Raw genomic sequence first — 19642 nt, 5'->3', positions numbered from 1 at the left:
ATAACGGCTCTTACAAAGAGTTTGATTATCTTTGCAGTCAAATAAATAATTCATCTGATAAAATGAACGATATTCAAGTAATGAACAAAGCAGCTGATAACATCCGTATACTGGCTGCGTCAATGGTGGAGAAAGCGAACTCCGGGCACCCGGGTGGCGCTATGGGTGGTGCAGACTTTGTTAACGTACTGTTCTCAGAGTTCTTAATATACGATCCCAAGAATCCCAAATGGGAAGGACGCGATCGTTTCTTCCTTGACCCGGGGCATATGTCTCCGATGCTTTATTCCGTACTGGCTTTAAGCGGCAAATTCACATTGGATGAACTTCAACAGTTCCGCCAATGGGGAAGCGTTACTCCGGGACATCCTGAGGTAGACGTTATGCGTGGTATCGAAAATACGTCCGGCCCGTTGGGACAAGGACATACTTATGCGGTAGGTGCGGCTATCGCGGCTAAATTCTTGAAAGCACGTCTGGGTGAGGAAGTAATGAACCAGACTATTTACGCATATATTTCCGATGGAGGTATCCAAGAGGAAATCTCCCAAGGTGCCGGACGTATCGCCGGAACTTTAGGACTGGACAACTTGATCATGTTCTACGACGCTAACAACGTACAGCTATCTACCAAGGTAGAAGACGTTGACGCAGAGAACGTAGCCATGAAATACGAGGCTTGGGGCTGGAAAGTCATTCAAATAAACGGTAACGACGTAAACGAGATCCGCAAGGCTTTAAAAGAGGCTAAGGCAGAGATCTCCAAACCGACTTTGATCATCGGTAACACCGTTATGGGGAAAGGTGCTGTCGGCGCTGATAACAGTTGTTACGAGAATAAGGTATCTACTCACGGACAACCTTTATCTGCGGCAGGAGCTTCTATAGCGGATACGATTAAGAACCTAGGAGGTGATCCGGAACATCCGTTCGCAATCCTTCCTGAGGTAGCCGAATTATATGCCAAACGCACGAAAGAATTGGAAGTAATCGTCGCCGAACGTTACGCCGTGAAAGACGTATGGGCGAAAGCTCACCCGGACTTAGCGGCTAAGATGGAGCAATGGTTCTCCGGAAAGGCTCCTCAAATCGACTGGGCCGCAATCGAGCAGAAAGCGAACCAAGCGACCCGTGCCGCTTCCGCTACCGTATTAGGAGTGCTTGCTACCCATGTAGAAAACATGATCGTCGCTTCCGCCGACCTTTCCAATTCCGATAAGACAGACGGCTTCTTGAAAAAGACCCATGCTTTCGTGAAAGGCGACTTTAGCGGAGCTTTCTTCCAAGCGGGTGTAGCCGAGCTTTCTATGGCTTGTATCTGTATCGGTATGTCTTTACATGGTGGCGTGATCGCCGCTTGCGGTACATTCTTCGTATTCTCCGATTACATGAAACCTGCGTTACGTATGGCCGCGTTGATGGAGCAGCCCGTTAAGTTCATCTGGACACACGACGCTTTCCGTGTTGGAGAAGACGGACCTACGCACGAGCCGGTAGAGCAAGAAGCTCAAGTTCGTTTATTAGAGAAATTGAAGAATCATAAGGGACACAACTCCATGTTGGTACTTCGTCCGGCAGACGTTGTGGAGACAACAGTCGCATGGAAACTAGCGATGGAGAACGTTTACACTCCTACCGCATTGATTCTTTCCCGTCAGAATATCACAGATCTTCCCGCTAAGGAAAACCGCTATCAAGAGGCTTTGCAGGCGGAAAAGGGTGCCTATATCGTCAATGAAGACGCTAACGCAGATGTAATTCTTTTGGCTTCCGGTTCCGAGGTATCAACTTTGGTCGAGGGCGCCGCCTTACTTCGTGCTGAAGGCATAAAGGTTCGTATCGTTTCCGTTCCTTCCGAAGGTCTATTCCGTTCACAAAGCAAAGAGTACCAAGAATCCATTCTTCCCGCAGGAAGCAGGATTTTCGGCTTAACCGCTGGTCTTCCGGTTAATCTGGAAGGTTTGGTAGGTCCTAACGGCAAGGTATGGGGACTTGAATCCTTCGGTTTCTCCGCCCCTTACAAAGTATTGGACGAGAAATTAGGTTTCACGGCTAAGAACGTTTATAACCAAGTAAAAGAATTATTAGCATAAAGATGGGTATAGTAGGTTTGTGTAGCGATCACGCTGGTTTTGAGTTAAAAGAATATATAAAGACAATCCTCGATAAAAGGGGATTGTCTTATAAAGATTTTGGAACTTATTCTTCTGACAGTTGCGATTATCCGGATTTCGCCCATCTGATGGGCAAGGCCGTAGAAGCTGGCGAGGTTTATCCGGGAATAGCTGTCTGCGGTACAGGGAATGGCATTAGTATGACCTTGAACAAACATCGGGGTGTCCGTGCCGCCTTATGCTGGCGAGAGGATATCGCGAAACTGGCACGTGAGCATAACGACGCGAACGTGTTATCAATGCCCGGTCGTTTTATCAGCAAGGAAGAGGCTAAGAAAATCGTTGAGATATTCTTGGATACACCTTTTGAGGGTGGTCGCCACCAACGTCGTATAGACAAGATCCCTTTGTAGAGTCCGCGTAAAAGTCACTTTATAAAATAAAGAAGGCTCTCCCATGGTTCGCTTACCATTCGGAGAGCCTTTTCGTATCACCGTTTAAACGGCAACGTACATATAATAGATGACGGATGCCAAATTTGAGGACTTTCTACTATTAAACAGTCGATCTCGCTTTTTGTTCTTTCCATTTAGTTAAAAATGTACGGGCTACCGTCGGGAACAACTCCAGCAACAGTATTTCTTTCTCATTCTCAGCTAATAGCACATCCAAATCCTCCAATACAGGATTCTCTTGCATCACGTAATGGGAACCGTCGTAAGGCACCTCATTTTGTACGCCGGCGATTTTCAACCGAAACGCCGGATCTACCGGAATCGGCGTCTTGCCATACTCTCCTTTTACCAAGGCGATAAACTGGTTGGAAGGATTACTATACATCGGGCGACCTTTCAGCTCATCCAGCGCACAGGAAACCGCTTGCGCCCCGATAATCTGGCTCGTAGGCGTCACCAACGGAGGTAAGCCGGCATCCATCCGTACTTGCGGAATGAGCGACATCGCCTTCTCCAACAAGTCGATCTGCCCCAATTGCTTCAACTGGGCAACCATATTCGTATACATACCTCCCGGGATCTGCGCTTTTTTCACCAACTCGTTCGGCTCGGGGAAATCAAAATACTCCTCGATCGCACGGCAATAAAGCAGCAAATCGTCCTCCTTATCTTTCCGGGCGGCCTCGATGGCATCGTTGAAGAAGCGGTCGATCTCGGCGGGGAAACTATCCTCTACGGGATTAAAGGGCCTCGGGAATTTCTTCGCGGTATCGAACACGGAAAGCTCCTTGCGGATCGTCAATAACTCCTTGTTGATCTTAGCGATCGCGTCCATATCAAGATCCAGCTCGATACCCAATTTCTTGCAGAAGATATAGACCAGCTCCACGGCGGGAGCGGCCGGTCCTCCGGCGAAGTTCCAGATATTCGTATCAACGATGTCCACCCCATTGATAATGGCGGATACGACCGACGCCAATCCGTAACCGGGCGTACTATGCGTATGGAAATCCACCGGTACCTTCAGGCTCTTCTTGAACAATCGCACCAATTCCGCCGTACGAGCCGGAGGTATCAAACCACTCATATCCTTCAGGGTGATCATATCAGCGCCCAGCGACTCCAGTTGAAGGGCCTTGTTTAAGAAATACTCATTCGTAAAAACAGGCTTATGCAAGGGCCGTCCATGCAAGGCGGCTTTTATACGTTCTACCGGGGAATGGTGAGGATCTATCGTATAACAGATGGCACAGTCAGCCTTTCCCCCGAATTTCTTCACATAACGGATCGTGGATTTCACGTTATCCACGTCGTTCAAAGCATCGAAAATACGCATGATATCGATACCAGAACGAATCGAGTTCCGGCAAAAGCCTTCTATAATCTCGTCGGGATAAGGATTATAACCGAATAAATTACGCCCACGGGAAAGAGCGGATAACTTGGAGGAATTTCCTATTTTCTCTTTGATGATCTCTAAACGATCCCACGGATTCTCACCTAAATAACGCATCACGGAATCGGGAACCGCCCCACCCCATACTTCCATGGCATAAAAGCCTGCGTCTTTGTAGTAAGGAAGTACACGGTCTATTTGCGCTTGAGACATTCTTGTAGCGAATGCCGATTGCTGACCATCGCGAAGAGTCAAATCACGAATCAATAATTTACGTATCATACCAAATTTGTTTAGATCGTTTTAGTCAATATTCTGATTATATAACAAGATCTAAACAAATTTGATAAAGATTACGGGGTTAATAATAACCAATTTTTCTAAAACCTCAGTCTTTTACTTCCACAACGATCATTACGGGAAAGTGGTCGGAAGGGGTACGGGCCTCATATTTACTCAATGACACCTCTTTCGGGAAATTACCGTTTTGCTCCTTCCGGGCGCTTTCTTTCGCCTCGGAGCGATAAGTATCCGTTAAGATTCCATACTTCTTCACCTCAAATTCTTTCGTAAGAAAAAGGTGGTCGATACGGCTATCGGTCTTGCGGTCCGGATGGAAACCGTTGAAGGTACCATTCGGGGCATAGCGGAAATCAGCGATCTCATAAGAGTCACGCATGATACCGGAACCATCTAACAACTGATAGGACTCACTTGTTTGGTCCACGTTGAAATCGCCGGTAAGGATAGCGGGAAGTTTCTTGGGGAACTCCTTGATCTTCTCCAAGATCAGCTTGGCGCTCTCGGCACGTGCCTGTACGCCTACATGGTCCATGTGAAGGTTGAAGAACAAGAAAGTGAAACCGGTTTGCTTATCCCGGAACTCACCCCACGTACAGATACGGGGAAGGACGGCATCCCAGCCCTTATTCGGACGGTCGGTGATCTCGGATAGCCAGAAATCGCCATGCTCCAAAACCTCGAACTTGTCCGTGCGGTAAAAGATAGCCGAATGCTCTCCCGCCCGCTTACCATCGTCACGTCCCACACCGATATAATCATATCCGGGCATGGCTTGCCTCAAGTCCTGCAATTGCGAATATTTGCCCTCTTGGGTACCAAAGATATCGAACCCGTGAAATTGTACGATCTGGGCGATGTAGGGATAGCGTTGTCCCCAACCGTTACCGTTCGTGGAATCGCCGCCGTTGGCGTTACGCAAATTATAGGTGGCAACCACCATTGTCTCCGCCTGTAAGGTTAATACGGCGCAAAAAAGAAAAATAAAAGAATAAATAACTTTCTTCATGATCTATGTTTTTAATTATCCTCGAAAGCTGATAATATCGGACGGGCGATCCACACCTGCGGCTGCGGTACGTCCAATAGGTAAGCCATCGTACCGGCGATATCATATACCATCGTGCTCTCCGGGATCTTGAAGCCTTTCTTTACGTTCTTTCCATAGAAAACGATCGGGGTTTGCATCTCGTTCATCGTCTTGCCACCGTGACCGGTCTCGATACCGCCGTGGTCGGCCGTCAGTATAACCACCGTATCATCCATGATACCCGCCTCACGAACGGCGTCCATCACTTGCGTCAAGCAACTGTCCAAATGATTCACCATGGCGAAATACTCCGGGGAACTCCATCCCTTGCCATGTCCGGTACCATCCGGCTGATCGTATATAATCGCGCAAAGGTTCGGCTTCTTCTCCTTGATATACTGAACGGCTACCGGGGTACATCCGTTCGGGTTCTCAGCCGACATCGGGGCATGCTTACGGAAGCTCATGGCCAAGGTATCCACCAGATAATTCATGCCTTCCCACTCATAGATATAGCCAATCTCAGCCTCGGGAGCCTTATCCCGGTACATGCCGAAGATATTCGGGAAACGGTTGTCGCTATTCACGACACGGGAAGGAAGCTCCGGCGTACGAGATCCCCACTCCGTATATCCGTGCAACTCCGGTCCTGCTCCCATAAACATGGAAGCCCAATTACAAGCACTCGACGAAGGCAGGATCGAACGATTCTCTAACGTGGAAGCACCTTCCGCCATCATCTTACGGAAAGTAGGCATATCCGCCCCATTATTCAAGCAATGGGCGCTCAAGCCGTCGAAACCAATCAAGATTACATGCTTTGGCAGATTCTTCTCTTTCAAAGGCACTTGCTGAGGTGCCGTATTACAGGCGCTCAGGCAGTATGCGATTACCGCACAACAAATAAATAAGATTTGCTTTTTCATCTTACCGTGTTTTTCTTTTATGATTAATATTGAAGTATCTTAGATTCCGTCAGACAAAGGTACAAAGTTTAAATAAAGTTCAAAAAGATCATTTATCTTTGTAGCTTAATCTAATCTTATTTTAATAAATACGTATGTACAAACATTTCCTGACAAGCGTATTGCTTGTATTTTTCATGCTATCCTGTAGCAAACTTTCCCCTTTTGAAGGAAAGATGCGAGAATGCGTACAAACCTCCCTAAGCTGGAGAAACGACACGACCGGTATCTGGGAAACAGCAGGCTGGTGGAACTCGGCGAACGTATTAACCGCCACCATTCGCTACGGTGCCGTAACCAAAGATCCGGCCATCCCTTCTGTCATAGAGGATGTATTCGAGAAAGCCCGTCATTACCAAGTAGGCGTAGACTCAACCGGTACTCCCCGTTATTGCGACAACTTCATCAACGATTATTACGATGACGAGGGTTGGTGGGCATTGGCATGGATCGAGGCCTCCAAACTGACCGGAGAGAAAAAGTACCTAGATATGGCCGAGATCATATTCGATGATATGACAACCGGCTGGAGCGACGCTTGCGGAGGCGGCATTTTCTGGAAGAAGAATCCACTGCATTACAAGAACTCGATTGCCAACAACTTATTCTCCCTTACGGCGATCCGTTTATATAAAGCGACCCAGAATCCGGCATACCTCGACTGGTTCAAGAAGAACGTAGATTGGTATATGCGAACCGGCATGATCAATACGAACATCTACCAAATCGAAGACGGTACCAAAGACGATTGTACCCCCAACCGAAATGCCCACTACACCTATAACCAAGGCGTAGCCATCGCTGTCTTAGCCGAGATGTATCTCCAAACCAACGATAAATCTTATTTGGAACTAGCGGAAAAGATCGCCGACGCTACCATCACCACACAATTGATAACTGACGAGGGTATTCTCCGTGAAATGAAGCCCGAGATCGATGATAGCAACGACGGTGTCCAATTTAAGGGTATCTTCATCCGTCATTTAGCCTTCCTGTATGAAGTGACAAAGAATCCGGCTTATAAAGATTTCATCTTGAAAAATGCGGAATCCATCATCACAAAAGATTATGATCCCACATCCAAAAGCTTCGGTTGTTATTGGTACGGCCCTTTCCACAAGGAAAACTCGGCAGCAAACGCTTGCGCTTTGGAATGCGTGATAGAGGCTTATGATTTAACGAAATAGGTATCCGGAAAGACGCAGCTTGTCGTTATTCACATAGCCAACGGGCGATATTCCGCTCTGGCTCCCCCGGAGCTGGAACGGATGTAACATACGGCTCTGGCTCATTGACAAAAAAACGGGACGGCGGACATCTCCGCCGTCCCGCCCAAAAGAGACAGCCTTATCTCTGTTTGTATTCATGTCAAGGCTGGTTTTTTACTGATAACGGGGCCATATAAACCCTGTTTTTCATATCGTGCACAAACATAAGACTTCTTTTTCACAAAAGAACAAATTCCTTCTTCTTTCTAGAAATACATGCTTTATAACATACCGCACTCCCTCTCGGTTGCTAGCGTGGACTTCTATTACAAAGGATAGGCGACGCAGCACGCTACGTCTCCCTCCGTTTTCTTTTTACCAATAATAGGTATCCATAATCTCCTTCATTTTAGGGGTATTCGTGTCCTCATCCTTAACATCTTTCCGCAGCTTCAGCATCTCCTCCTTCATTTGCCGGATGATCTTGGCGTATTGGGGATCGTTATAAGCGTTGTGATTCTCACGAGGATCGGATTGAAGGTCGTAAAACTCCCATGCTGGTGTCGTGGTCTTATCCTCCGAACCAGTCATATTCAGACGGTCGCCATAGAAAAACATCAGTTTATACCGCTCATTACGGATACCCATATGGGCCGGACGGTTCGAATGTTGGGTCCAATAACGATAATACATCTCCTTACGCCAATCCTTTGGGGTATTTCCTTTCAGATTATCGCGAAAACTATGGCCCTGCGATTCATTCGGGGTCTTCACGCCTGCGTAATCCGCCAGCAAAGAGGCAAAATCCACGTTCAAGATCATATCCTTATTGCGGGTCCCCGCCGGGATCTCTTTCGGGTAACGGATCACGAAAGGCATACGTAGAGACTCCTCATACATCATACGCTTATCGAAGAAACCATGCTCTCCTAAGAAATAACCTTGGTCGGATACGTACACCACGATCGTATTATCGGCGATTCCCATATCGTCCAGCGCTTTCAATAACTTCCCGATATTATCGTCGATCGTAGCCCCGCAACGCAGATAGTCGCGCACCAATTTCTGGTAAGCGGCGCTACGGGCGGCAGATCGATGCATCCCCTTCGTCGTAAAAGGCAACTCCGGATACCGGCACCACCATTTATCAGGGTCTTGCGACGCCACGTCCCAACGACGGGCCAACTCCTCCAAAGGCTGTCCGGAGAAAGTACGTCCATTCGTCTCCGGCCCCCAATCAAATAAGTTCTCCGGTTCCGGGAAAACAACGCCGTCATACAAATGCCTCATCCGTTCTGGAAAATCCCAAGGTTCGTGTGTAGCCTTGAAATGACAACACATCATGAAAGGCCGGTCCTTATCGGCCTCTTTCATCCAACGGATCGCCTTATCTGTCACGATATCCGTGGAGAAACCTCGTACCCGCTCCCCGAAATTACGCTCACCCGGCCAAGGTTCCGTACAATTTATAAAAGTAGGGTCTCGGTACTCGCCTTGGTCATGGAACACGGAATAGAAGTCGAAACCTTGCGGTTGCGTTTTCAGATGCCATTTACCGACCAAAGCGGTCTGATAGCCTCCCGCCCGCATTTGCTTGGCGATATTATCCTGCTCCGGATCAAAAGAATCACTTAACGTGTAGACACCGTTCACGTGACTATAGGCTCCGGTCAAGATCGCCGCGCGACTCGGAGAAGAGATCGAGTTCGTACAAAAACAATTATCCAATACGCAACCCTCCGCAGCCAAGCGACGGATATTCTCGTTGCGGGCATATTCCCCCAACACGCCCCCGTAAATACCCCACGATTGGGAAGTATGATCATCCGATAGGATAAACAAGATATTGGGACGTTCCTCTTGCGCCGGTTTATTGGCGGCAAAGAGAGACTGCCCGTTTCCCGAAAGACAACAGGCAGTCATTCCGATACTAATGATCGATTGTTTCATAAGTCATGACGTTTTTTCCCTTGTACTAAACCCGGTTCCCTACGTTCCGTACCCTTCATACGAGTCAAGTCATCCCCTAACTCATGGCGTTTCTGGTCCGCGATCTTCATCAATTTAGCGGCTTCCTCCGGATATTGGGTAATCACGTTATAACGCTCTCCCGGATCACGGCGCAGGTCGTACATCTCCGGCTTCATGATCTCCAGATTCGTCAACTTACCCGGCTGGCCGTCGTTTCCCGGCTCATAAGCCCCATAAGTAACGTATTTATGGGGGAATACCAATTTGAACATTCCATCCGTAACAGCCTCCAAGTCATTCTTTCGATAGTAATAGACGAAAGACTCACGTGGGTTGGCGTCTTTTTTACCCTCGATCAACGGCAAGATACTTACTCCGTCAATCTTGCGAGGAGGAAGCGGAGCCTGCGTGATCTCGGCGAACGTAGGAAGAAGGTCGATATTAGAAGCTAACTTATTACAAGTCGTGCCCGGTAACGTCTTACCTTTCCAGTACATGATACAAGGAACCCGGTTACCACCATCAAAGGTCGTAGCCTTTGCCTCACGTAACCCACCAGCTGAACCGGCATGATTCCCGTAATTGGTCCAAGGGCCATTATCGGAAGTCAAGATCACCAACGTATTATCTTCCAAGCCCAGCTCACGCAATGCCTTGAATATCTCACCTACACTCCAGTCGATCTCCATCATCACGTCGCCATATAAACCCTGCTCGCTCTTTCCCTTGAATTTATCGGAAACGGCCAACGGTACATGGGGCATATTATGGGCCAGATACAAGAAGAAAGGCTTATTCTTATTCTTCTTGATGAAATTAACAGAACGGGTGGTATAATCCGTAGTCAACCGTGTTTGGTCCGTATTATAACCGATAATCTCATTTCCGTCATAAGTCGGCAAATCTGGGAAATTAAAGACCTCACCTTGTTGCGGGTGGAATGGCCACATATCGTTAGAATACGGCAACCCATAATACTCATCGAAGCCATTTTGCAAGGGGAGGAACTCCTTTTGGCTACCTAAATGCCATTTACCGAAGATAGCGGTACTATATCCTTTCTGTTTCAATACCTCTGCGATCGTCATCTCCTCTGGATGGACACCGTAGTTCGAATCTGGCCCCGGAGCGCCGGAAAAACCGATACGATTCGGATAGCAGCCGGTCAACAAGCCGGCACGAGAGGCTCCACTGATCGGTTGTCCTACCAAAAAGTGCGTAAAACGAACGCCTTCCGCCGCCATCTTATCGATATTCGGAGTGGTATATCCGTAAGCTCCATTAAAAGAAAAATCTCCGTAACCCACATCATCCAAATTGATTAGGACGATATTCGTGTAATCAGCGGCTATGCCTGCCATTGAAAAAGCTGAGGCGGCCGTCAGTAACATTAGTTTATTCTTCATGATATTATTTATTGAAATATTGGCTTTGAAGTGCCATCCTGTGTTTGGCACTTCAAAGATAACAGTTTTTAATTTACCCAAGAATTAATCCCAGTTCGGATTTTGCTCCAAATTAGGGTTCAAGACTGTTTGGTTATAAGGGATCGGCCATAAATAATCTCGTTTCGGATTAAAAGAACGTTTCACGACTTCTATTCCCTCATAATTATGCATCATACCATTATTTTCTTTCTCGGCGGTTTTCCAGCGCAAGATATCCGAATAGTAGAGTCCTTCAAAGGTCAACTCGATACGGCGTTCACGGCGGATTACCTCACGCATCTGATCTTTCGTCAAACCTTTTGGTACTTCCGGCATATTGATATCCGGACGCCTACGCAATTGGTTGATGGCATCATAAACTGACTGATCAGGACCACTCGCCTCATTCTGCGCCTCGGCATACGTCAACAGAACTTCCGCATAACGAATCAAAATGAAATTGAAAGCCGAACGTTCTACTAAAGGAATCGTTACATCATCCTCATAAGAAGTGTATTTCTTCACACCGAAACCCGTAGTCGCCACATCTTCTTTTGTGATCGTCTTTCCTAAATACGGATAACCGATGCAAACGATCGATTTCAATAAACGGGGATCTCTGTTCTCATACGGACGAGTCGGATCATAAAGTGGTGACTCTTCTATCGTCTTCCCGTCAACACAGAGATATGTATCAACCAGTTCCTTCAAGGGAGCCGGACGATTCAAGCGCCAGATATTCTGATCATAATCCGTTGGATACTCTGGCAATTTCGCTTCTATATCAAAGATTACCTCACAATTATATTTATTATCTTCGCTAAAGAAATGACGATAATCATTGAATAATTGATAAACGCCAGACTCCATTACCTGCTTAGCAGCTTGGGCCGCCTCCGCCCAACGAGAATTATATAATAAAGTACGGGCTTTTAACGCTAATGCGGCACCTTTTGTCGCACGTCCCAAGTCTGAGCTAGCATAGGTGTCCGGTAGCACGGCAGCGGCCTCCTCCAAATCCTTGACAATCTGATTCACTACCTCTTCCTTGGAATTGCGAGGTAATTCGGCTTGCTCATCCGCATTGGGAGCATCTATAATCAGCGGTACACCTCCGAATTTATCGACCAGACTTAAATAATAGAAAGCTCGTAAGAACTTGGCTTCACCCACCATCTTCGCCTTCTCCGACTCATCCATATCGACACCTCCGACATTAGCGATGAAAGTATTCGTACGGCCAATGCCAACGTAACAGTTCTTCCATAAGCTTCCGATTAAAGCCGTAGTAGACAAATGTTCACCTTTTCCAATTGCTTGCGTACCATTCGCCTCGTTATAAGGCATCGCATTCGCTGTCAACATATCGAATTCCATCGTATGCAATGAACGCCAAGGTTTCAATGCGTTGTAACATCCCATTATACCGGCGCTCGCATGCTCTTTTGTCTTCCAGAATGTTTCCGTGGAATATTGATCGGAAGGATCTACATCCAACCAGCTATCACAAGCGGTTAAACTCATACAAGCGACAGCGACACATATCATCTTATATATTTTACGTCTCATATTATTATTCCTTATTATTTAAAATGTGACATTAACACCTGCCGTATAAGTCCGTACAGACGGATAGGCATACCAGTTGCTTCCCTTCAAGTTCTTCTCCGGATCAAAATCCTTCATCGGAGAGAACGTGAATAAGTTTTGCGCATTGACAAAGACCTTCAATCTCTTAACAACACCGCTTTTCAAGAAAGAGACCGGTACGTTATAAGAAAGTTGCAAGTTCTTCAAACGTAAATAAGAGGCGTTTCTCAACCAGAAATCATTTGTACGGAAATTCTCGTTCAAGCATCCTTCATATGTAGTCAAGATAGGCAATGTAGCGCTGGTTCCCCGCTCGGGAGTCCAAGCATCCGTCAACCATTGTTCCGGCAAACCACAACCAAACCATAAAGGAGTAGCACCAATGCGGTCTCCATATGTATAGACATCAGTTACACCTTGGAAGAAAGCGCTCAGATCCCAATCCTTATATCCTAAGTTGATATTGAATCCATAAGTTATCTTAGGAATCACACCACCACGTATCTGGCGGTCATCTTCGGTAATTTTCCCATCTCCATTCGTATCCTCAAACTTCAGATATCCCGGTTTAGTAGCCGCGGTTTGATACGGACTATTCTTGATTTCCTCCTCAGATTGGAAAATACCGATAGCATGAAGCATATAATAAGAATCGATAGGCTTTCCTTCTTCCAAGATAAACATTCCATCAATGATTGTTTGCCCCTTCAAGCTAACGATCTTATTTTTGATAAAGGTCATATTTCCATTTACCTCGTAACGGAAGTTCCCGATATTGTTCCGATACCCCATATTCAACTCGAAACCTTTATTGCTCACCTCGCCGATATTACGGATCGGCCCATCCAGACCACCTACTTGATCCGGCAAAGTAACCTTACGCAAGATGTCGGAAGTACGTTTATCAAAGAACTCGAAAGAGAAATCCAAGTTTCCGTTTAATAAGCTAGCGTCAATACCGACATTCGTCATGGTCGTTGTCTCCCATGTAATGTTCGGATCGTTATAGGCGGTAATAGCCGCTCCGGATTGCATCGCTCCATTCAACGGGTAGTTATAATCCGTGATTGAACCATCATTTTTTATCACCTTCAAGTTCATTAGGTCCACGTAGCGGAACAAATCGATACGCTCGTTACCCAATTGTCCCCAAGAAGCTCTCAATTTCAGATTGTAGATCCAAGGAATATCTTTCATAAATTCTTCCTCGCTCAAACGCCATCCGGCAGAGAATGAAGGGAAAATACCCCAACGATTTCCTTTGGCAAAACGGGACGAACCATCATAACGAAAGTTACCCTCAAATAAATAACGGTCTTTATAACCATAATTCACCCTACCAAAATAAGACATCAAGACTGATCTCGAGGAAGTGCCCGCTACACTCGGATTACTAGAACCCGCATTTAATTCGTGCAACTCGTTCCCTAAGAAACCTTCTACCTTAGCGGAAAATTCAGTCTTATCATCACTCTCAAAACTATAGCCAGCCAAGACTTTTACGTCATGGGCATCATTGAACTTCTTGCCCCAAGATAAGGTATTGAATACCGTAACTGCCAAGTTATTCTTATCACCTTTATAAGCATGGCGTGTATTCTGACCGTCATAAACCACTCGTTTCTCCTCATTGGTCTTCAACTGATATTCGTATACATCAGGCGCAAAACGAGATTGCAGATAATCATATTTGTTTAAACCGACATTCAAGTTATAAACGATATCAAACGGAAGCTTATATTCCGCAGACAAATTCGCCAACATACGCAAGGACTTATGCTTGTTCTCGCCCTCATCGGCCAACGCCAACGGATGGCGATAGATATTATGCCCAGGAGTACGGATAAAAGTATCCGCATAGCGACCATCGGCCGTATAAGTCGGGTGGAAAGCCTGCGCTTTATAAGTCATCTCCACTAAGTTTGCCACACCCGCTACCGGCTCATTATAGATCTGGTAATGCGCATTGATATTAGCGCCGATCTTCAAGCGGCTATTCACTTGAGCAGTCGTATTCACAGCTAAAGTATATTTATTAGAATCCGTTCCACGCAATACTCCATTTTGATCACCATAGCCTAAAGATACGGAATACGTATATTTATCATCACCTCCGGAGAAACGCATGTTATGCTCCATAATAAAGGCATTATTATACATGATATCCAACCAATTATTCTGCGGATACATAATCGGGTCTGTTAACATGCCTTGTTTGTACTCCTCGATTAACGCATCAGAATAATCCACCGTTAGTTTACCTTCGTTCCGTTGCGCTTGGTTTCTCATTTCCATAAACACGACCGGATCATATACGAAGTTAGGCAGATAGGTAGCCTGCTGCACGCCGAAATAGTTATTATAATCGACGGTAAACTTACCTTTCTTTCCCCCCTTTGTCTTTACCAAGACAACGCCATTCGCCGCACGAGAACCGTAGATAGCGGAAGAAGCCGCATCTTTCAATACGGAAATACTCTCAATATCATTCGGATTTACCGCTTCCAACGGGAACTCGATACCATCCACCAAAATCAACGGGTTATTATCGTTCAAGGTTCCCTGACCACGAATACGAATCGTCGCCCCGTCCGCTCCCGGCTGAGCACCCGCTTGATTTACGTAAACACCTTGCGTACCTTGCAACGCTTGGGTCGAGTTGGTGATCGGACGATTCTCCAACGTCTCCGCATCCAAAGAGGAGATCGCTCCCGTTAAATTCACTTTCTTCTGCGTTCCGTAACCTACGACCACAACCTCATCCAACTTCTGGGTATCCTCGGACAGGCTAACCATTACTTTCGAAGAATTACCGACCTCGACCGTACGATCCGTATAACCGATATAAGAAACTACCAAGATCGCATTGTCCGGTACTTCCAGACTGAAGTTTCCATCGATATCCGTAATCGTTCCGTTCGTAGTGCCTTTAACGACAACATTCGCCCCGATAATGGGTTCTCCCAACGCATCTTTTACTTGTCCGGTAATCTTTCGTGGCGAAGACTGGAATAAGGCATTCGGATGTGAGACACTTGAAACACTCTTTGACTTAATTATAATCTGCCGGTCTACAATCTCATATTGGTATCCCGTATTTTTCAAGGCTTGCTCTAAGACCTCCTCTAACGAGGCATTATTTGCTTTTACACTCGTTTTCCTATTTACATTTACTTGATTATCATTCAAGAAGAACGTGTACTCACTATTTTTCTCTATTTCTTTTAGCACTTCCGATATACTGCAATCCTGTTTATTCATGGAAAGCTTATAATTCTGTCCATAGGTAGAAGCGGATACAGTACATGCGAAAGCCAAGGATAACAACGTACTTATCTTCATGACTCGGTTTACTTTTCTGATTTTTTTCATAACTTTGTAATGTTTCTGATGAATAAATTAGCAGGTGTGTCGGCCTCTCAACTCCTAACGCCTGCCGTCAAGAACATTTGATCAGGAGGAGAAACCTAGTTTGTCCTCCTGTTTTTTTATTAGACTTAAGAACTGTTAACAAGCATATCTTTTAGAATTTAACGTTAGACACTCATTTATCTCCCTTTATATATAGTTCATATTCATTGTCTTTCTCTCTGTATTTAATGGGCGATGTATTGCTCAGCATAAACAGGATTCGCTCCAAGGATTCATCCCGTACCTTAAACGTAAACCGATATTTCTCCGCTATCTCCTTCGGGCACTTTATCTTCCGCCCGAACCAAGGCTCCAGACGGGTAAGGATCATGCTCAAGCGTTCGTTCTCAAAACTGAGGACACCGTTACGCCAACCCGAATACTCTTCGGCATTAACCGTCTTAACTCTAACGGTATTCGCTTGTTTGTCGAAAACCAACATCTCGTTCGGATTCAATATCACCTCACGCCTGTTCTTCACATTGGGACCTCCCAAGCCAATCTTCACCTTACCGTTTAACAGGATCGTCTCCAATTTGCTCTCGGAGTCATAATTGAAAACCTCGAAGGCCGTGCCCAAGGCCGTTACATCCATGTTCTTGGTATGCACGGTAAATGGTCTTTCCCGATCTTTCGCCACGTCGAAGAAGGCTTGCCCTTTTAATTCCACATCACGGGTCTTGCCATCGAAACTCTTTGGGTAGATCAATTGGCTATTAGGCCCCATTCTCACGGTCGTACCGTCCGATAAGGAAACCGACTCTATGCAACGGACACCGGAGGCCATTACATATATATATTGATCTTCTTTCGTATGAGACCAATAAACTACGCTTCCTACACCTAAAAGTAGCAATATGGAGGCGGCTATCGCCGTAATCTTATAGACCCAGAGTTTACGGACACCGTTTGTCGCCATTGTCCGGGCTATGATTCGTTCCCACATGCGATTCCCCACCACGGGATTCACGCGATCCGCAGCCTCGTCCCATTGGGAACGCATACGCTCTTCCACTTTTGGGTCACACAGCAAACGTTGCCGATCTTTCTCATCCAGAGCATCCCGCATCAACTTCTTCAATATCGTTCTCGTATCTTCGCTCATGTTTATTATTCTTGTTCTATTTATAAATACACGCCATGTTTTCCTTCCCCCTATTGGGTGATAAAAAAATTTCACTTAGGTATACAAGAAATATAACGGATCTTCCTTGCTTTCCATCCTTATATTTCCGTCCTTTGTATTCAATGAAATTGGTTGCCGACGGTGTCGGCAGTATTTCCGACGCCGTCAGCAATATTTCCGACAGCGTCAGCAGCATTGCCGAGGGCGTCGGCAACCGATTTCATCAAATAGAAACGCCAAAGAGATAAACGTTAAATCTCCGAGGCATCCTATACATTATCCATTTAAATAACGAGAAAATCATGGGAAAACCAAGAAGTGGCATCCAAGTCAGTATTTATAATACACCGGGCAATGAACAATGCGGGCCAACATCCTGCGCACGAGTCATCACCAGAGATACCAAACGCATGAACGATATATGTGAGTATATTTCCGAATGCTCATCCGTCACCTCCGCCGACATAAAAGGTGTATTGGAGGCGCTTACTTCCTATATCGGCAGGGAATTATCCTATGGGTACAGCGTGGAACTGGAAGGATTGGGACATTTCTCGCCATCGGTAAAAAGCAAAGAAGTAACGGACCAGAAAGGAAATACTAAATCAAGCGCTAGCATACACGGCGTTAACTTCCGCTGCTCTCCCCGACTGAAGGAGATGGTAAAAAAGAACGCCCCCATCTTGGTTAAACGGGAAAATCTGCCCAAAACGGGAATCGAGGGAAGGAAGGCTAAGATGTTATCTTATCTAGAAAGAAACTCATATATAAATCTCACCGATTACGCCGGCTTGAACAATTGTACCCGCTACCGTGCGAGCGAGGATATCAAGCAATTTATCAAGGATAACGTAATAGCCAGCGTAGGATATCGAACACACCGGATTTATGTGCTGCCTGAAAAAGAAGACGGGCAAAACTAAAACTTAAGACGCAGTGGCACTTCCGGACTCTACAAATACGTGACCTAGGAAAGCGCTAGATAAACCAGATAAGTAACATGATATTTTTCTTCAAGAACTTCAAGGCTTCGCTGATTTGGTTCTCAACGGTCTTCTCGGAAATATTGAGTTGGAAGGCTATCTCTTTATAGCTTTTATGCTCCTTCCGGCTTAGATTAAAGATAACCCGGCGTCTTTCCGGCAATTCCTCTATCAAATGATCGATATACTCCCCCAAGTTATAGGCGGTGATCTCTTCCTCTAAGTCGTAGGAGGTCTCCATAGCGGACAAGACCGTCATTTTATAAAAGTCCTCGTTCACGTTCTTCCGGTGCTGATTAAAGATCAAGTTACGGGTGATGACAAACAGAAGCCCCTTGAAGTTATCATCCTCCCGGATGAATTCCCTCGACTCCCAGACCTTGATAAACACCTCTTGTACCACATCCTCGGCCACATCCCGATTATTCAAATAAAGCCCGCAGAAATGATAAACCTTTTCCCAATATTGTTTATACAACATCGAAAAAGCCTCCCTATCTCCTTCTTTCAACGACTTTATAATTTGTCTCTCTTCCATTTAGCATCACATATCGTTTCGCGAAGATAATAAAATCATATACTAATAAAAGTTAATGATATCCCAGTTCTCCCGGACTTCTTTGTACTATTAATATAGCACGAGAAATAATGGAAGAACAAAACAAATATATAAGCGATTTATTAATCCGATATGTAAATGGACTCTATACACGGAACGATATAGAGACCTTGCGGAAGTTAGCCTCATCCATAACCGAGCGAGCAGAATTAGAAAGCGAAATGGACCGGGTCTGGAACGAGGCGCAAGACTTACCTCAATCCGATTCCCATAATCATCTGCTTTATAAGAAGGAGGCGCAAGACCTGTTGGATAAGACACGTAAAAGAGAAAGAAGAATCTCCCTATCCACTTTCATCAAGTATGCGGCGAGCATAGCGATTATCGTTTCCATCGGATTCGGAGCGAAACTATACCTAAATCATTCAGCGAAGCAGCATACATCTGCCAGCGACCATCTCCTAACGGAAATAAGCGTCAATCATGGCGAACATAAGCAAGTCACCCTTCCCGATGGCACGGTCGTTCATCTAAACGCCGGTACCGTCATGCGATACCCAACGGAATTTACCTCTGACATCCGTTTGGTAGAAATGGAAGGAGAAGCTTTTTTCAATGTCATGAGAGACGAGGGCAAGCCCTTCATCGTCCGTACCCGGCAAGCCGACGTAAAAGTACTCGGAACCTCTTTCAACGTAAAAGCCTATCAAGAGGATGAGTTGATGGCCGTCAGCGTTCGGACCGGAAAAGTTGAGGTGGATATGCCCGAAAGCGTAATGCGCCTATTACCGAACGAGCAGATAATCGTGAATAACACAAATGGAGAGATTCTTAAAAAGAACGAGGACGCCCAAAAAGTAACGGCTTGGCTGCAAGGCGGCCTTTATTTCAACCGGACACCTATTAGTAGCGTTATACATGATCTGGAACGGATGTATAATCAAGCGATCGTACTCGATCCGAATAGCGTATTCGACGATTACATCTATGGCGAGCACGACAATAAAAGTCTGGAAGTCGTACTGAACGCGATTCAATATTCAACCGGCATCCGATACCGGACGGAAGGAAACCGGATCGTGTTATACAAAACGAGTTATTAACCTT

The 19642-nt window shown here is 45.8% G+C and carries 15 protein-coding genes; 5 read left to right on the top strand and 10 right to left on the bottom strand.

Features of this window, described 5'->3' with window-relative positions; all coding sequences use genetic code 11:
* Positions 1-62: 62 nt before the first annotated feature.
* Entirely contained in the window at positions 63-2093 is a 2031-nt protein-coding gene (locus HMPREF0999_RS01040; RefSeq protein ID WP_008774256.1) for a transketolase family protein, read from the top strand.
* Between the two features lie 2 nt (positions 2094-2095).
* Positions 2096-2527: a ribose 5-phosphate isomerase B gene (rpiB, locus tag HMPREF0999_RS01035; protein ID WP_005858101.1), complete on the top strand. Its 432-nt coding sequence runs from the start codon at positions 2096-2098 to the stop codon at positions 2525-2527.
* Between the two features lie 142 nt (positions 2528-2669).
* On the opposite strand, the gene HMPREF0999_RS01030 is transcribed toward rpiB, so the two are convergent.
* The 3 genes from HMPREF0999_RS01030 to HMPREF0999_RS01020 form a co-directional block, all read right to left on the bottom strand.
* Entirely contained in the window at positions 2670-4247 is a 1578-nt protein-coding gene (locus HMPREF0999_RS01030; RefSeq protein WP_009274940.1) for a carboxylase, read from the bottom strand.
* Between the two features lie 106 nt (positions 4248-4353).
* Positions 4354-5274 (bottom strand): endonuclease/exonuclease/phosphatase family protein, encoded by a 921-nt coding sequence (locus HMPREF0999_RS01025; RefSeq protein ID WP_009274939.1) that lies wholly within the window; start codon positions 5272-5274, stop codon positions 4354-4356.
* An 11-nt stretch (positions 5275-5285) separates the two neighbouring features.
* Complete coding sequence (locus HMPREF0999_RS01020; RefSeq protein WP_005858107.1) at positions 5286-6221, bottom strand: alkaline phosphatase; 936 nt, start codon at positions 6219-6221, stop codon at positions 5286-5288.
* A 134-nt stretch (positions 6222-6355) separates the two neighbouring features.
* On the opposite strand from HMPREF0999_RS01020, the gene HMPREF0999_RS01015 reads away from it, so the two are divergent.
* The gene (locus tag HMPREF0999_RS01015; RefSeq protein WP_008779603.1) at positions 6356-7447 is read left to right on the top strand and encodes a glycoside hydrolase family 76 protein; all 1092 of its coding nucleotides are present in this window, start codon (positions 6356-6358) and stop codon (positions 7445-7447) included.
* Here HMPREF0999_RS01015 and HMPREF0999_RS01010 read toward each other — a convergent pair.
* From HMPREF0999_RS01010 to HMPREF0999_RS00985, 6 genes are all read right to left on the bottom strand, one after another.
* A complete protein-coding gene (locus HMPREF0999_RS01010) occupies positions 7436-7627 on the bottom strand; it encodes a hypothetical protein (RefSeq protein ID WP_009274938.1) in 192 nt (63 codons plus the stop codon). The two genes, HMPREF0999_RS01015 and HMPREF0999_RS01010, sit on opposite strands and share 12 nt — an antisense overlap.
* Before the next feature lie 216 nt (positions 7628-7843).
* The gene (locus HMPREF0999_RS01005; protein ID WP_009017144.1) at positions 7844-9418 is read right to left on the bottom strand and encodes a sulfatase; all 1575 of its coding nucleotides are present in this window, start codon (positions 9416-9418) and stop codon (positions 7844-7846) included.
* On the bottom strand, positions 9415-10845 hold the full coding sequence (locus HMPREF0999_RS01000; RefSeq protein ID WP_009274937.1) for a sulfatase: 1431 nt from the start codon (positions 10843-10845) through the stop codon (positions 9415-9417). Before HMPREF0999_RS01000 ends, HMPREF0999_RS01005 begins: the two co-directional genes overlap by 4 nt.
* A gap of 84 nt (positions 10846-10929) precedes the next feature.
* A complete protein-coding gene (locus HMPREF0999_RS00995; protein ID WP_005858115.1) occupies positions 10930-12435 on the bottom strand; it encodes a RagB/SusD family nutrient uptake outer membrane protein in 1506 nt (501 codons plus the stop codon).
* 18 nt (positions 12436-12453) lie between these two features.
* Complete coding sequence (locus HMPREF0999_RS00990) at positions 12454-15828, bottom strand: TonB-dependent receptor (protein ID WP_029257234.1); 3375 nt, start codon at positions 15826-15828, stop codon at positions 12454-12456.
* 172 nt (positions 15829-16000) lie between these two features.
* Positions 16001-16972 carry a FecR family protein gene (locus HMPREF0999_RS00985; protein WP_005858119.1) on the bottom strand — a complete coding sequence of 324 codons (972 nt, stop codon included), beginning with the start codon at positions 16970-16972 and terminating at the stop codon, positions 16001-16003.
* Positions 16973-17295: 323 nt separating this feature from the next.
* Here HMPREF0999_RS00985 and HMPREF0999_RS00975 point away from each other — a divergent pair, with 323 nt between their 5' ends.
* Positions 17296-17916: an HU family DNA-binding protein gene (locus HMPREF0999_RS00975; RefSeq protein ID WP_005858123.1), complete on the top strand. Its 621-nt coding sequence runs from the start codon at positions 17296-17298 to the stop codon at positions 17914-17916.
* Between the two features lie 55 nt (positions 17917-17971).
* Here HMPREF0999_RS00975 and HMPREF0999_RS00970 read toward each other — a convergent pair whose 3' ends face one another.
* Complete coding sequence (locus tag HMPREF0999_RS00970) at positions 17972-18514, bottom strand: RNA polymerase sigma-70 factor (protein WP_009274935.1); 543 nt, start codon at positions 18512-18514, stop codon at positions 17972-17974.
* Positions 18515-18624: 110 nt separating this feature from the next.
* On the opposite strand from HMPREF0999_RS00970, the gene HMPREF0999_RS00965 reads away from it, so the two are divergent.
* On the top strand, positions 18625-19638 hold the full coding sequence (locus tag HMPREF0999_RS00965) for a FecR family protein (protein WP_009274934.1): 1014 nt from the start codon (positions 18625-18627) through the stop codon (positions 19636-19638).
* The last annotated feature ends 4 nt before the right edge of the window (positions 19639-19642 follow it).

Source organism: Parabacteroides sp. D25 (assembly GCF_000307475.1).
Classification (GTDB): Bacteria; Bacteroidota; Bacteroidia; order Bacteroidales; family Tannerellaceae; genus Parabacteroides; species Parabacteroides distasonis.
The sequence above is the reverse complement of the archived record's forward strand: the minus strand, read 5'-3'. Positions and strand labels throughout refer to the sequence as shown.

Excerpts from the sequence above, each read along its gene's own strand:
- HMPREF0999_RS00970 (WP_009274935.1), bottom strand. The coding sequence starts at position 18,514 with ATGGAAGAGAGACAAATTATAAAGTCGTTGAAAGAAGGAGATAGGGAG.
- HMPREF0999_RS01020 (WP_005858107.1), bottom strand. The coding sequence starts at position 6,221 with ATGAAAAAGCAAATCTTATTTATTTGTTGTGCGGTAATCGCATACTGC.
- HMPREF0999_RS00985 (WP_005858119.1), bottom strand. The coding sequence starts at position 16,972 with ATGAGCGAAGATACGAGAACGATATTGAAGAAGTTGATGCGGGATGCT.
- rpiB (WP_005858101.1), top strand. The coding sequence starts at position 2,096 with ATGGGTATAGTAGGTTTGTGTAGCGATCACGCTGGTTTTGAGTTAAAA.
- HMPREF0999_RS00990 (WP_029257234.1), bottom strand. The coding sequence starts at position 15,828 with ATGAAAAAAATCAGAAAAGTAAACCGAGTCATGAAGATAAGTACGTTG.
- HMPREF0999_RS00995 (WP_005858115.1), bottom strand. The coding sequence starts at position 12,435 with ATGAGACGTAAAATATATAAGATGATATGTGTCGCTGTCGCTTGTATG.
- HMPREF0999_RS01030 (WP_009274940.1), bottom strand. The coding sequence starts at position 4,247 with ATGATACGTAAATTATTGATTCGTGATTTGACTCTTCGCGATGGTCAG.
- HMPREF0999_RS01005 (WP_009017144.1), bottom strand. The coding sequence starts at position 9,418 with ATGAAACAATCGATCATTAGTATCGGAATGACTGCCTGTTGTCTTTCG.
- HMPREF0999_RS01025 (WP_009274939.1), bottom strand. The coding sequence starts at position 5,274 with ATGAAGAAAGTTATTTATTCTTTTATTTTTCTTTTTTGCGCCGTATTA.
- HMPREF0999_RS01010 (WP_009274938.1), bottom strand. The coding sequence starts at position 7,627 with ATGAATACAAACAGAGATAAGGCTGTCTCTTTTGGGCGGGACGGCGGA.
- HMPREF0999_RS00975 (WP_005858123.1), top strand. The coding sequence starts at position 17,296 with ATGGGAAAACCAAGAAGTGGCATCCAAGTCAGTATTTATAATACACCG.
- HMPREF0999_RS01000 (WP_009274937.1), bottom strand. The coding sequence starts at position 10,845 with ATGAAGAATAAACTAATGTTACTGACGGCCGCCTCAGCTTTTTCAATG.
- HMPREF0999_RS00965 (WP_009274934.1), top strand. The coding sequence starts at position 18,625 with ATGGAAGAACAAAACAAATATATAAGCGATTTATTAATCCGATATGTA.
- HMPREF0999_RS01015 (WP_008779603.1), top strand. The coding sequence starts at position 6,356 with ATGTACAAACATTTCCTGACAAGCGTATTGCTTGTATTTTTCATGCTA.
- HMPREF0999_RS01040 (WP_008774256.1), top strand. The coding sequence starts at position 63 with ATGAACGATATTCAAGTAATGAACAAAGCAGCTGATAACATCCGTATA.